General features: G+C 51.7%; 9 protein-coding genes. All 9 read right to left on the minus strand.

Going from position 1 to position 12,446, the window contains the following annotated elements:
* Positions 1 to 103: 103 nt before the first annotated feature.
* The 9 genes from ACYUJT_RS21180 to ACYUJT_RS21220 all read right to left on the minus strand — a co-directional run bounded on the left by ACYUJT_RS21180 (position 104) and on the right by ACYUJT_RS21220 (position 12,438).
* On the minus strand, positions 104 to 1,075 hold the full coding sequence (locus ACYUJT_RS21180; protein WP_460326003.1) for a ring-cleaving dioxygenase: 972 nt from the start codon (positions 1,073 to 1,075) through the stop codon (positions 104 to 106).
* A gap of 43 nt (positions 1,076 to 1,118) precedes the next feature.
* Positions 1,119 to 1,553 (minus strand): MarR family winged helix-turn-helix transcriptional regulator, encoded by a 435-nt coding sequence (locus tag ACYUJT_RS21185; RefSeq protein ID WP_460326214.1) that lies wholly within the window; start codon positions 1,551 to 1,553, stop codon positions 1,119 to 1,121.
* A 767-nt stretch (positions 1,554 to 2,320) separates the two neighbouring features.
* On the minus strand, positions 2,321 to 4,522 hold the full coding sequence (locus ACYUJT_RS21190; protein ID WP_460326005.1) for a discoidin domain-containing protein: 2,202 nt from the start codon (positions 4,520 to 4,522) through the stop codon (positions 2,321 to 2,323).
* A 162-nt stretch (positions 4,523 to 4,684) separates the two neighbouring features.
* Positions 4,685 to 5,872 (minus strand): response regulator, encoded by a 1,188-nt coding sequence (locus ACYUJT_RS21195; RefSeq protein WP_460326007.1) that lies wholly within the window; start codon positions 5,870 to 5,872, stop codon positions 4,685 to 4,687.
* Positions 5,850 to 7,667 carry a sensor histidine kinase gene (locus tag ACYUJT_RS21200; protein ID WP_460326009.1) on the minus strand — a complete coding sequence of 606 codons (1,818 nt, stop codon included), beginning with the start codon at positions 7,665 to 7,667 and terminating at the stop codon, positions 5,850 to 5,852. Before ACYUJT_RS21200 ends, ACYUJT_RS21195 begins: the two co-directional genes overlap by 23 nt.
* Before the next feature lie 66 nt (positions 7,668 to 7,733).
* Positions 7,734 to 8,615 carry a carbohydrate ABC transporter permease gene (locus tag ACYUJT_RS21205; RefSeq protein WP_460326012.1) on the minus strand — a complete coding sequence of 294 codons (882 nt, stop codon included), beginning with the start codon at positions 8,613 to 8,615 and terminating at the stop codon, positions 7,734 to 7,736.
* A gap of 15 nt (positions 8,616 to 8,630) precedes the next feature.
* On the minus strand, positions 8,631 to 9,521 hold the full coding sequence (locus ACYUJT_RS21210; RefSeq protein WP_460326014.1) for a carbohydrate ABC transporter permease: 891 nt from the start codon (positions 9,519 to 9,521) through the stop codon (positions 8,631 to 8,633).
* 102 nt (positions 9,522 to 9,623) lie between these two features.
* The gene (locus ACYUJT_RS21215) at positions 9,624 to 10,946 is read right to left on the minus strand and encodes an extracellular solute-binding protein (protein WP_460326216.1); all 1,323 of its coding nucleotides are present in this window, start codon (positions 10,944 to 10,946) and stop codon (positions 9,624 to 9,626) included.
* Positions 10,947 to 11,136: 190 nt separating this feature from the next.
* The gene (locus ACYUJT_RS21220; RefSeq protein WP_460326016.1) at positions 11,137 to 12,438 is read right to left on the minus strand and encodes a pyrimidine-nucleoside phosphorylase; all 1,302 of its coding nucleotides are present in this window, start codon (positions 12,436 to 12,438) and stop codon (positions 11,137 to 11,139) included.
* Positions 12,439 to 12,446: the final 8 nt, after the last annotated feature.

Raw genomic sequence — 12,446 nt, forward strand, 5'->3', positions numbered from 1 at the left:
GGCAACAAAAAGACCCGCTGACAGCATGATTTCCATGCCCGCGGGTCTCTCCTAAGCCGTGCACCGTGCTAAACTATATATTTATCGGGCTTGCAAGCCACGGTTACTGCACGGTATCCAGCGGCTTCAGATGAGCCTCGATCTGCTCGCGCTTCGCCTCCAAAAATGGCGGGAGTGCGAGCGATTCGCCCAAATGATCGATATTCTCGTCCGTATCAAAGCCCGGGCCATCGGTGGCAATTTCGAACAAAATGCCATTCGGCTCTCTAAAATACAGCGACCGGAAGTAGAAGCGGTCCACATAGCCGGAGCTAGGGATTCTCGCCGCTTTAAGCTGGCTGACCCAGCCGTGCAGTTCCTCCTCATTGTCCACGCGGAAAGCCACGTGATGCACTCCGCCGCGGCCAAGGCGTTCCTTCGGAAGGTCATTCCGCTCCTCGATATGCACTTCAGCTCCTGTGCCGCCTTCCCCGGTCTCAAATACTTGAATATCCGGCTGCCCAGGAACGCTGGACGGGTATTCCCCTTTCTTCCGGAAGCCCATCAGTGCACTCAGCACCGAAATCGTTTGCTCGGCACTCGCTACCGTTAATTGCACCGGACCCAGGCCTGTAATCCCGTACTCTGCGGGGACGACGCTCTTTTCCCATGGCACGCCGCCCTGAACGCCCTCATTATGCTCATCGGAAACGAGGATCAACCTTTGGCCCTCAAAATCGGTGAAGGCCAGCGTCGCTCTTCCAGCCCGCTCAGTAATTTCTCCATGCTCTACGCCATGCTCATCCAGCCTTTTGCTCCAATAGACTAGCGCGGCATCGTTCGGCACTCTCAATGAGATCGCCGAAATACTGTCATTCCCGTCCCGGTTGTGGCCTGCCATCGGGATTTCAAAAAATGTCAGTTCCGTTCCTGGATTCCCTCTCCCATCCCCATAAAACAGATGATATACGGAAACATCGTCCTGGTTTACCGTCTTTTTAACTAAACGCAACCCTAACACCTTCGTGTAAAACGCGAAGTTTTGCTGGGCATTCGCTGTGATGGCCGATACGTGGTGAATTCCTTTGAAATGCATGATTTATCCCTCCATGTTAGTAGATTGTGCATGCTGGTATGATCTATTCTTGTTCCAACGAGGAGTGCTGAACCTTCCGCAGCAAAGCGATGAGCTGCTTCTTCTCTTCCAGGTCGAGGCCATCGAAATGCGATGCCTGGAAATGCTCCTGAGCCGGAACAGCTTCGTTATAGAGCTGGCGCCCTTGTTCGGTCAAAAATAAGGATTTCGTCTTCCAGGATTGCTTCCTCTCAATCCAACCCAGCTGTTCCATCTTTGAGAGCAGCTGCGTGATGTTCCCCTTGGTAACGAGCAGCTTATCCGCCAGTTCCTGCTGGGTAAAGCCTTCATGCGAACCGATTTGCACTAAGCAATCAAACTGCGCTACCGTCAAATCCCAAGCCTTCAAATGCTGGTTCGACGCCCGCAAGCTCTGATTATAAATCCGGGATAACCGGTACCATATAAGCAGCCCCAGACGTTCCTCCTGCCGGTCCATTTCCACTGGCCATCACCTCCTTTAAAAAATGTGATTGTTGTTATTTAGATGAAATGTAACTGATAATCGATTCGATTGATGTATAGATGTACTTGTTGTTCCTGTTGTTATTATCAGTTTATACCTAAACTGATAGAAAGTCAAACCCCTTTCCCTTCGTGCAATAATGTCCCAACTCCCCCACATATCACCGAATAAATCACTCACAAATTGTGGACTTCACCTTCCAGAAGCTCAAGTAACCTTTCTTTGATAATTTAAAATCGGAATGTATTTTATACAGCTAGTTATGCTCTTTTATAAAAAATACATGCGCTAAATGCAAAACATACAGTTAGTTTGCCTGAATAGAGCTCATTCGTCGAAATAGCTTAAAACTAAATGTAGGTTTTGCAGTTAGTTCTCTCTGATACGGCCAAAACCGAGAAACTAACTGCATGAAATACATCTAGTGACCTGATCCTGAGTTACCTGATCCTGATTACCTTCTCCTAACCATCTAGGAACAGTCATATATCAGTAGTTTAATTTATTGGAGGGAAAGACCCCACTTTTAATAGGTAACCGTGAGGACTTTGTATCATAAATATGCAATATTGCTGTTGCAACGAAAAAAATCCTGCACTTTCGCAGCATTCCTTCCAAGCAAGCCCACCCGATCAAAACTAACATTCCTCCTTCAAAAAAAGCATTAGCCCTGCTGCCTAGCAGAGCTAATACTCTTAACAAGTCTAACGCATTATTCAATTCAAGCTTCTCTTCAGCCTCTAGTTATAGACATTAAATTCGTGGATCGACCACCAATTGGAGGCTGTTCCAGTCTGTACGACCTTGATGTAGCGGGCCGTCTGCTGCCCGAAGCTTGCGGTGATAACCGCACTCGAGCCGCTGCCGCTCGCTACGGCGCTGCCCCAGTTGGTGCCGTCATTTGAAACGTAGATCTCGTAGCCGCGAGCATAATCATCGTTGCTGCCCGTCGAATCCATAACGATTTTCTTAAACGTCTTCGCTGCCTTCATATCTACGATAAGATATTGTCCCGGAATCATGGCTGTCCCTGCGCTCCAGCGCGTAGACGGGTTGCTATCAAGCATATTCGCGGACACGTCCCCGCTGGAAGGCACCGAGCTGGCTGTCCAGCCTGCGCGGTTAAGCGCCGTCTCGGTACCGCCGCCGCTGCCCGTACCAGCGAATTCATTGAGCGTCTGCCTCATCGCTTCGCTAGGGGAATTGGCATACACCCGGCCGCCGATATCGTTAATGATATGCGTGATTTCGCTGCCCGGAACGCCGTTCAGCCAAATCGTCGTCGCATGGTGGATTTTCACGCCCGGCACATTCGGGACTTCGATCGCGCTTTTTGCCTTGACGGCAGCATCCCTGAAGAAAGAATATACCCCGAGCCCCCACGCTTCATGATTCGTCACCGAATCGGCCACTTTATACGAGGCATAACCGTTGACCGTACCACTGTGGCTCATCCATGAGGATTGGTTCGGCACATCGTAAGGGATCTCCGATTGATAGAAATAAGTGCGGCCGTTATTACCGTTCCAGAGCGTCTGATATTGATGGTAATGCTCCACGAACAGCCCATATATCGTAACGTCATTCCCATTGACGACCAGGCCGTTCTTCGTGACGTTCGTATTCCAGCCTACGCCGTCACCATGGTCCCCGCGCCATATCCAGAAATGGTCGCCAATGACGTGGTTGCTGTTAATCTCAAGGCTGATGTCGGCCCTCCCTACGCCGGCTCCTCCAACTCTAAAGAACAGATCATAGAGTGAGGACGGATTGGCCGCATGACTCTGTGAGCTGCCGCTCGGGCCGACTTGCAGCAAGGAAGGCGAGTTGGCCTGTCCGGCATCGAATAACAGACCGGCAATCTTCACGCCGTCGACATCAGCGACCTTCATCGCAGTAACGCCGTTGTCTGGAATGAGTGTAGGCAAGCCGATGCCAAGGACGACCGTATTCGGATTGTTGATTTGAATCGTTTGATTCAAATGATACACGCCCGGAGTGAACAAGAGGTGCTTGCCTTGGCTCAGCGCGGCATTGATGCTCGCAGCCGTTGCGGTGCCGGGCTTGGCAATATAGAACTGATCGATCGCAATCGATGTGCCCGGCGTCGACCCGTTGGCCCAGGTAGCCCCCTTCGTGTTCGTCTGCAGCGATGGAACGAATACTTGGTATTGTCCCGCATTATTAATGTACAAATAAGGCTTCTCGCGGATAATTGGCGTTGTATTGACGACCGTATACGGTGGATCAGGGAAATTCCCTGACGGCGGATTGCTGTCGCCTACAAACACCATATTCCAAACGCCGTTCGACCATTCGGAATACCGGCTGTTTCTAGAGAACCACTGCTGCTGGGAAGCAGGCACGATTTTGCCGTCGACGATCGAGTCAGCCAAATAGCCTCCGCTGGCCCAGCCTGCATTCCAGTTAGGATCAAAGTCGAATAAGTCCATCGAACCGGCAATATGCACCCGTCTCATCGGCGCTGCCTGCGAAACGGCCCACTGCGTCTTGCCATTGGACGGCGTTATCTTGATATTCTCGATGGAACGCCAGAAATTCTGGGTCGCATTGGCATTAAACCACTTGGCATCCACATTGAACCCGCCGGTAATATTCACGTCATCCGGGTTCTGGCCGAGTCCCGCAACATGCGTATAGAAGCCCTCCCGAATGTTCACATTGTAAGAACCGGGCTTGAACAGCAGCGCATACCGCTCCGTACCGAACTGATTCTGTTCCTGAATATTAAAAATCGAATTTGCCACATTCTGAATATCCGCCGTAGCCATGGATGGATCAAATACATACACATTCGGGCCAAAAATGGTCGAATTCGCCTGACTGATCGGTGTTGCCGCCTGGGAAATCCCCGGAGTAACGGAAGATAGACCCAGAACAATCGCTAAAGCCGCAATGACCGACATCATTTTCTTTGTCATGAGTAAAGACGCCTCCTCTTTTATCTTTATATGCTCATGCTATTCGTGTTGCGATCTCGTCCAAGAAGCCCAACCACCTCCCGGTTCCTAAACTCATCTCCCTTCAGTAAGCGCTTCCAAGTTAGTTGGCATCACCTCCCTTCCAGCTCAAAATGAGTGTTATCATGGACATGCTTTATGTGCGTGGGCGCGATGCTCCTGCCGGTATTCTGTCGGTGTAGCGTTATATTTTCTGCGGAAGACCTGGGTGAAATGCTTGACGTCCTGGTAGCCGATCCGCTCGGAGATATCCGCCAGCTTCAGCTGCGGATTGAGCAGCAGTTGCTTTGCCTGCTCCATACGCAAATGGATGATGTATTCCTTGAAGCCGTAACCCGTTTTCTGCTTGAATACCTGACTGAAATAGACAGGGTTCAAATAGACGATCGAGGCTACCTTCTCAAGCGACAGGTCGGTATTGTAATAGGCACGAATGTATTGGATCGCCACCTCGATAATCTCGTTTCCGCCAGTCGCGTAATATTCGAATTCAGCGCTTGCCGAATCCTGATGCATTCTTTGCACCTCGCCGGGAACCTTGTTGAAATCATGCAGCATCTCGCTGTGCATAATTTGAAAGGGCACCCTCAAATATCGCTTCAAATTGCTGCGCAGCTCTTCGAGCAGACTCTCCAGCGACTTGCCTTCATCGACCGTAATTAGGCCGAGCAGGCTCTTGGCATCATAGGTCGTCACGAATCCCCGCCCATACTGCGTCGCCAATTCGGACAAGACATTATCGATGATAAAATGCTCCAAATGAACGGCCCGGTCACTTTCCATCTTGACCATAATCAATTGAAACCGCGGGTGGTTAGCGATTACAGAAGTCATATCCATCCCTCCAATGCCAAGACCGGAAGCCCAGCGCTGAAACATGGCTTCTCTCAGAAATTTCAAATTCGCCCGCAGCAGCTTCGATTCCCGCGCCTTCTCCGCCTCTTGATCGATAAGCTCCTTCAGCTTATCGATCATGTCCAGCAGCAGCTCCTTGCCGATCGGCTTAAGCAGGTAATCGACCGCCCCGAGTTTTATCGCTTCTTTGGCATAATTGAATTCCGAATAAGCGGAAATGATCACCCATTTTACATGCGGATAGCCGCGCCTCGACAGCTGCATCAATTCCAGCCCCGTCATGCCCGGCATCAAAATATCAGTCAGCACGGCCTCGATCGGATAGCTTCGCAGCAGTTGCACAGCCTCCTCCGGGTTAGCAGCCAGATAAACATCATAATGCGGATAAGCTCTTTGAATCGTGCGCATGATCCCTTCCCGGATCACTGACTCATCATCCACAATTAGAATTTTCATCCCTACGCCCTCCTTGTAACGCTATCGGTATCGGTACGACGACGGTGACCGTCGTTCCCTCGCCCTGCCTGCTCTCCACGTGTAATCCATAGTTCTCGCCGAACATCATGCCGATTCTGGCATGCACATTATGCAGCCCGATCCCTCGCCGCGGCCGGCTTACCGGTTCGAGAGCCAGGCTTGGCCGTCTCCGCAAATTCGCTTGAACCTGGCCGAGCGCCGCTTCGTCCATGCCCATACCGTAATCGATAATCTTGATATGCAGCTGATGGTTATACCGCTCTGCAAGCACCTGCAGCTTGCACGGACTGCCAAGCGGTTCCAGGCCGTATTTCACCGCATTCTCAATGATCGGCTGGATGGTCATTTTCGGCAAAACAACGTCAAGCCAGCGCTCCTCCACATCGATTTCCGTCTGCACGCGATCATTGAGGCGGCTCCCTATAATCGTTAAATAGTGGCGAATTTGCTCCAGCTCTTGCCGCAGCGTCGTCTGGGAGGCCTCCTCCCAATCGCTGCTGTAGCGGAACATCTGGGACAAGGACAGGATGACGCGGCTCAGTCTTTCATTGCCCTTCTCATCGAGCATCCAGTAAATCATGTCCAGCGTATTGTATAGAAAATGCGGATTCACCTGCGACTGGAGCGCCTGCAGTTGGGCGTTCTTCTCGCTGACCGAGGAGAGCTTGATCCGCTCGATCAGTTCATCCATCCGCTGCACCATCCGGTTGAAGGAGGAGACGAGGCTGTTAATTTCCTCGAACGAATTGACGTTCACAGAGCCGCTGAAATTGCCCAATTCTACTTTTTTCATTTCCCGAATGAGCAGCTTGAGCGGAGAGGCAATCGTCCTGGACATAATGGAGGCCAGCATCGTACTGACGATAATCAGAGCCAGCACGACGATGAACAAATACAGCCGGGTCTGGTTGATTTCCGAGCTAAAGTCGCTTTTTGGCGTAATTCCGTATATCGTCCAATCAGCAAGCGCGGTGTTGGCGGCTACGATTAGCTGGTCAGAGGTATCATCCACGATAATAGCTTGATCCTCCGACGGCTTGGGCAGCTGCGAAAATACCGGCGCTCTTGCACCTTGCTGTCCTTTGCTCGCGATGAGCTGATCGTCCATCCCCGTAATGAACACCCGGGTACCGGGACTGATGCTCACGTTGGACAGCGCTTCAGTAATCGGGGTAGGATCGGTCTCGATCACGATAACGCCGATGGATTTGTAATCCGTCAGGTCATAGAGCTGCCGCCCAAATACGAATACTGTATCCTGCTGCATCGTGTTAATGGGAGAGCCTGAATACAGCCCGAGCCAGACCATATTGCCCCTGGACGCTTTTAATTTGCTGTACCACTCGGTCTGCGCATAATTGATATCGATGACGCCCGCAAACTGCTTCTCGTAGCTGTATACTTTGCCGCCGTTCGTAATGATGTGGATGCCTACGATTTCCTTGCGGGAATAGAAGGCCGCCCCGATGATGTTCGTGATGGAGCGCTCGTTGATGACCGATACGGCTGGATTGCTGGATGTCTCCTGCAGCAGGCGGGTGAGTTCGTAGTTGCCGTTCAGCGATTTGGTGACGCTGTTATAGCCCTCGAGCATCAAATCGAACAGTCCGGCGGTTTGCGAAATATTTTTCTCAGCAATGTCGCTGATCTTCGAATGAATAATCGCGAGTGCGCGCGTATAGTACAGGAAGCTGACTAAAATGAGAATCACAGTCATGCACGTAAGAAATAGCAGAAAAAGACGGCTATGGATAGAACGGAATCCTCGAGCCAATGATGTCGTCTCCCTTCATTCGCTGCAATAGTCTTTCCAGTTTATCACAGTAGCCGTTTTTCAAAGTCAGCCCTTTACGGCACCAGCTACCATGCCCTGGGTAATTTTATCCGCCAGCAGAAAATAGATCACGATGACGGGAAGCGCGCCGAGCACGAGAAAAGCCCCGATCGCTCCATAGTTGACCGAATACTGGCTGACGAAGCTATTCACACCAAACGGCAGCGTCTTCAGCGATTCGGCGGAAATGAACGTGGCAGCCAGAATGTATTCGTTCCAAATGTTGATAAACGTCAATATGCACACTGTCATGATCGGCGGCACGGAAATCGGCAGCAAAATATTGAGATATACGCGGAATACGCTGGCCCCGTCCATAATCGCCGACTCCTCGATTTCATGCGGAACCGTCTTCATGAATCCGTTCAGGATGAACACGGAGATCGGCGTCGAAAAAGCGATGTACGGAAATATAATCGATAAATGCGTATTCAGAATGTGCATATTTTTGAAAATGAGCATCAGCGGCAGCAGCGTTGCCTGCATCGGTATCATCATACCGACCAGAAAGACAAGCATGACCGCCTGGCCATACTTCCAGCGGAAGCGGCTGATCGCGAAGGCGGCGAGCGAGCTTAGCATAATGACGCTGACCATCGTGATCGAGGTGACGAAGAAGCTGTTCCATAGATAGCGGAAATACCTCCCCCCGGCCAATGCCGAGCTGTAGTTGATCCACTGCGGCGACCCAGGGAGAGCGAAGAAGCTTCCGGACAATATTTCCTCATTGGTCTTGAAGGAGTACAGCAGCAGCCAAAGCAGCGGGTACACCTGCGTCACGACGAGCAGCGACAAAAGTGCGATAACGATTCCTTTCGTAACAGAAAATCGTCTGTGCCTCGGTACGGAGGTTTCGTTCCGAACGGCCAGAGCACCCGGTGTATTCATTTCGATTTTCCTCCTTTACGAGAACCGTTTCTCTAATGAATTAAAAATGAGGTTGATGATCAGCGTCGCGATCAGGCAGACGACGACGAGAAATGCGGCAATCGAGCTGCCGTACCCGTATTTCATCGATAAGAACGACATATTGTACATATGGGTAGAAATCACATCGGTGGCATGAGCCGGCCCTCCGGCCGTCATGACCATAACCATATCGAACGCCTGGAGCGAGCCGATGAAGGCCAGCACGATGGAGATTTTGAAAATCGGAATAATGAGCGGGAACGTGATGTGGCGGTCGGCCTTGAAGCCTTCAGCGCCGTCGATCCGTGCAGCCTCGTAAAGCTCTCCGGGGATATTGGATATTCCCGTAAACTGAATCAGAGTGTGGTACCCGAGGTACTGCCATAGAGCGACAAAATAAAGAGCATACATGGCGACCGCCGGATCGGTCAGCCAAGGCCTTGTCCACGATTCCAGCCCTATGGCAATCAGGACCTGATTCAGCATACCGCCCATGGAGGCCGGATTGTAAATGGTCTTCCATAGTTGCCCGACGACAACGACGGACAAGATCACTGGCAGAAAATAGCTCGATACGAGGAAATTGGGCCGCTTGATGAATCTCCGCAGCAAAATGGCCACGAGCAGAGCTAACGGAATTTCCGCCATGGAGAACACGGCGAACATTAGCGTCCTCCGTACAGAGGGCCAAAATACGGGATCGTTAAAAAACAGATTTTTGAAATTCTTCATTCCAACAAATGTCGCCTCGCCGATTCCGTTCCAATCCAACAGCCCGCTATATAGCGAGACGAGAATCGGGATGAACACCATGGTGCAATAAATGAGCAGGCAAGGCAGTACGAACAGGGCAATTGTAAGGCGGGAGACCTTAAGAACATTCATGCCGCATCCCTCCTTTTTCTGGCCGACATAATTTGGCGTCAAGATAGATGACGAAGGGAACAGCAAGTGTTCCCTTCGTACAGCTTCAATTATTTAATGATGCTAATTATTGTTTGACTCATAAGCCGTTTGATGTTCTTTGGCCACCTCGGCGGAGTCCTTTTTCTGTACGAATAGGTTCTGGATGCTGCTTAAGTGAGCTTGCGCCGTACCCGGGTTCATCGTATTATCGAACGCCAGATCGCCGCCCTTGACCTCTTTAAACAGACCGAGCACTTCCATCGCCATATCGGAGTAGCCAGCTGCTTTGAAATCCCCGTCTACAACCTGGCCGATACCGACCGCGCCTTTCGCTTCAAATGTCTCCTTCGGGAAATTCAGCATGAAGTAGTTCAAGAAATCCTTCGTCTCCTGCAAATGCTTGCTGTCGGCCGAGATCGCGAACGCGCTGCCCGGCGCCAGCATGAATTCGTTCGGATCGCCTTTGCCGTTGATGGTCGGGAATTTGAATACGCCGACTTTGCCGTCTACTGACGATGTTTCAATGCCGCCCGTTGCCCAGGACCCCATATAATACATTGCTGTCTTGCCTGTCTTGAATAAATTCTCCCCGGCATTGTAATCGAAGGAGGTAGCCCCCTCCTGGAATGCGCCTGCCGCGACCAGGCTCTGGAATGCGTCAACGGCTTCAATGAACGCTGGGTCCTCGAAGGTCTTCTTATTCTCCAGCACATCGCTCAAGAAGCCCGGCCCGTTCGTGCGCAGCAGCATGTTCATGAATAGGAATGATCCCGTCCATGTATCCTTCTCGCCGATCGCAATCGGCGTAATGCCCTTCGACTTAAGCGCTTTCACAACTTCGAGCATTTCTTCGAATGTCCCCGGCACCTCGACGCCCGCTTGTTCAAACAGCTCCTTATTGTAGTACACGACCCCAATGTTGTTCCCGTCCGGCAATGCATAAATGTTGCCGTCAAAGCTGTACCAGTCGAGCAAGCCCTCCTGGAACGTATCCTTGAGTCCGTTCACTTCGAGCATATCGTTGAGCGGGGCAAACAGTTTCGCATCCACGAAAGGCTTCATTTGCGCCGCAGGATTGACCACGGTAATGTCGGGAACCTCTTTGGATGCGGCTTGCGTCTTCAGCTTCAATTTCTGATTGTCTGTGTTGAGCGAATCGAGCTCGATCTTGATGTTCGGATTTTCCGTTTCGTATTGCTTTACGAGCTTATTCATGATTTGATGCTTGGGATCGGTGGGATCCGGAAAAATATTTTGGAACGTAATCGTGATTTTTTTATCCGGAGCTTTAACCTCCGCTCCCCCTGTCTCGATGCTGCCCGCATTGCCCACGGTTTCTTTGGCTCCGCCTCCGCAGGCAGCGAGACCAAGCACCAAGGTTGATGCCAGAGCAAGACTTAACATTTTAGATATTTTTGCCTTTGACACTTTATTCCCCCCTTGTCATTTATATCCCTCATTATGAGCGGCAACCTTTCATTTGGGGAGGTGCGATATTTAGGAAAGAGGTTTGATTTTTTCGGAATTATGCTTAAAGTGCAAAAAAATCTGCCTCCCATGAATTTGGGATGGCAGATTTCGCTCGCCGCCTAGCCTACTCGGTTACAAAACCGTGAATGAGCGCAGGGGCTGTCGCCTGCTCGGCGATTGTGATATTCGCATAAATCTTCTCGAGAACTTCATCGACGTTTTCCCGGTTAGCGTGAATTGTCACCAGGGATTCTCCGGCCGTCACCTTGTCGCCGATTTTCTTATTGAGCATCAGGCCGACCGCCAGATCGATTTCCGATTCCTTCGTCGCCCGGCCCGCTCCAAGGAGCATCGCCGCGGTACCGATCTCGTCGGCAACGATGGATGCAACGACGCCGTCCTTCTTGGCCGGCACTTCAATCCGATATGCGGCTGTCGGCAGCTTATCCGGATCATCGACGATCGAGGCGTCCCCGCCCTGGTTCGCAATGAATTCCTTGAATTTCGCCAGCGCTTTTCCGTTGCGGATAACCTCCCGCAGCTTCTCCTCCGCTTCCTCCAGCGAAGCGGCTTTGCCTGCCAGGAAGACCATCTGGCGGCCAAGGGCCAGGCAGAGCTCCTCCAAATCCTTCGGTCCGCTGCCACGCAGGGTGTCGATCGCTTCGCGAACCTCCAGCGCATTGCCAATCGCCGCACCCAGCGGCTGGCTCATGTCGGAGATGACCGCCATCGTTCTGCGGCCGACATTGTTGCCGATGCTGACCATGGCATGCGCAAGCTCCTTGGCGTCCTCCACGGTCTTCATAAAGGCGCCCGCGCCCGTCTTCACGTCCAGGACGATCGCATCCGAGCCGGAGGCGATTTTCTTACTCATAATAGAACTGGCGATCAGCGGAATCGAATCGACTGTAGCCGTCACGTCCCGCAGCGCGTAAAGCTTCTTGTCTGCCGGGGTCAAGTTGCCGCTCTGGCCGACGACCGCGATTTTATGCTCGTTAACGAGCTTCACGAACTCCTCCTTGGCCAGTTCGACATGGAAGCCCGGAATCGCCTCTAGCTTATCAGTCGTGCCGCCCGTATGACCTAGTCCCCGTCCCGACATTTTGGCTACGGGGATGTCCAGCGCAGCGACCAGCGGAGCAAGAATTAGCGTCGTCGTATCGCCGACTCCCCCGGTGGAATGCTTATCCACTTTCACTCCTTCGATCGCCGACAGGTCGATCATATCGCCGGAATGGGCCATCGCCAGCGTCAAGTCAGCCCGTTCGCGCTCACTCATATCCTTGAAATATATCGCCATGGCCAACGCGCTCACCTGATAATCAGGAATTTCGCCCCGGGTATAGCCCCCGATGATGAATTTAATTTCCTCGGTCGTAAGCTCTTGCCCGTCGCGCTTCTTCTCAATCAAATCTACCATTCTCATCGCAGATT

The organism is Paenibacillus sp. YSY-4.3 (assembly GCF_054767475.1).

Bases quoted from the DNA above. Each gene is read 5' to 3' on its own strand.
- ACYUJT_RS21215 (WP_460326216.1), bottom strand. From the start codon at position 10,946: ATGTTAAGTCTTGCTCTGGCATCAACCTTGGTGCTTGGTCTCGCTGCC.
- ACYUJT_RS21180 (WP_460326003.1), bottom strand. From the start codon at position 1,075: ATGCATTTCAAAGGAATTCACCACGTATCGGCCATCACAGCGAATGCC.
- ACYUJT_RS21205 (WP_460326012.1), bottom strand. From the start codon at position 8,615: ATGAATACACCGGGTGCTCTGGCCGTTCGGAACGAAACCTCCGTACCG.
- ACYUJT_RS21220 (WP_460326016.1), bottom strand. From the start codon at position 12,438: ATGAGAATGGTAGATTTGATTGAGAAGAAGCGCGACGGGCAAGAGCTT.
- ACYUJT_RS21210 (WP_460326014.1), bottom strand. From the start codon at position 9,521: ATGAATGTTCTTAAGGTCTCCCGCCTTACAATTGCCCTGTTCGTACTG.
- ACYUJT_RS21195 (WP_460326007.1), bottom strand. From the start codon at position 5,872: ATGAAAATTCTAATTGTGGATGATGAGTCAGTGATCCGGGAAGGGATC.
- ACYUJT_RS21185 (WP_460326214.1), bottom strand. From the start codon at position 1,553: ATGGACCGGCAGGAGGAACGTCTGGGGCTGCTTATATGGTACCGGTTA.
- ACYUJT_RS21190 (WP_460326005.1), bottom strand. From the start codon at position 4,522: ATGACAAAGAAAATGATGTCGGTCATTGCGGCTTTAGCGATTGTTCTG.